The sequence below is a fragment of the Pseudomonas sp. HY13-MNA-CIBAN-0226 genome (assembly GCF_040310305.1).
Classification (GTDB): domain Bacteria; phylum Pseudomonadota; class Gammaproteobacteria; order Pseudomonadales; family Pseudomonadaceae; genus Aquipseudomonas; species Aquipseudomonas gregormendelii.
This window is the reverse complement of record NZ_JBEOPS010000096.1, coordinates 1-362: the sequence shown is the minus strand read 5'-3', so window position 1 is coordinate 362 and position 362 is coordinate 1. Positions and strand designations below refer to the sequence as shown.

Here is a 362-nt window from a genome sequence, read left to right as displayed (position 1 = left end):
GTCGCCCATCAAAGCATGGCCGCTGAAATCCAGCCCCAAGAACACCCGCAAGCATCGTGCAAAGACACCAGGCTCAAAGACCCCGCCGAGGCGCGGTTGCGCCGCCAGCAAGGCGTCGGCCACTGTCGGGTCGTTGATCCAGCCGTGCCAGTGATCAACCGGCAGTTGGCTGGTCAGTACCGTCGACCGCAAGCCGGCGCGGTCGTCGATTACTTCCAGCAGGTCGTGCCGGGCGTTTTCTTCCAGCGGTGCCAGCGCCCAGTCGTCCAGGATCAGCACGTCGACCTTCGCCAGTTGCTGCAACGTGCGGCCGAAGCTGCCGTCGCCATGAGCGATCCGCAGTTGTTCCAGCAGGCGTGGCG

At 64.9% G+C, this 362-nt stretch carries 1 protein-coding gene; it reads right to left on the bottom strand.

From position 1 onward, the window contains the following. On the bottom strand, positions 1-362 hold a 362-nt coding region (locus tag AAEZ05_RS27925; protein WP_350649793.1), incomplete at both ends, for an ATP-binding protein.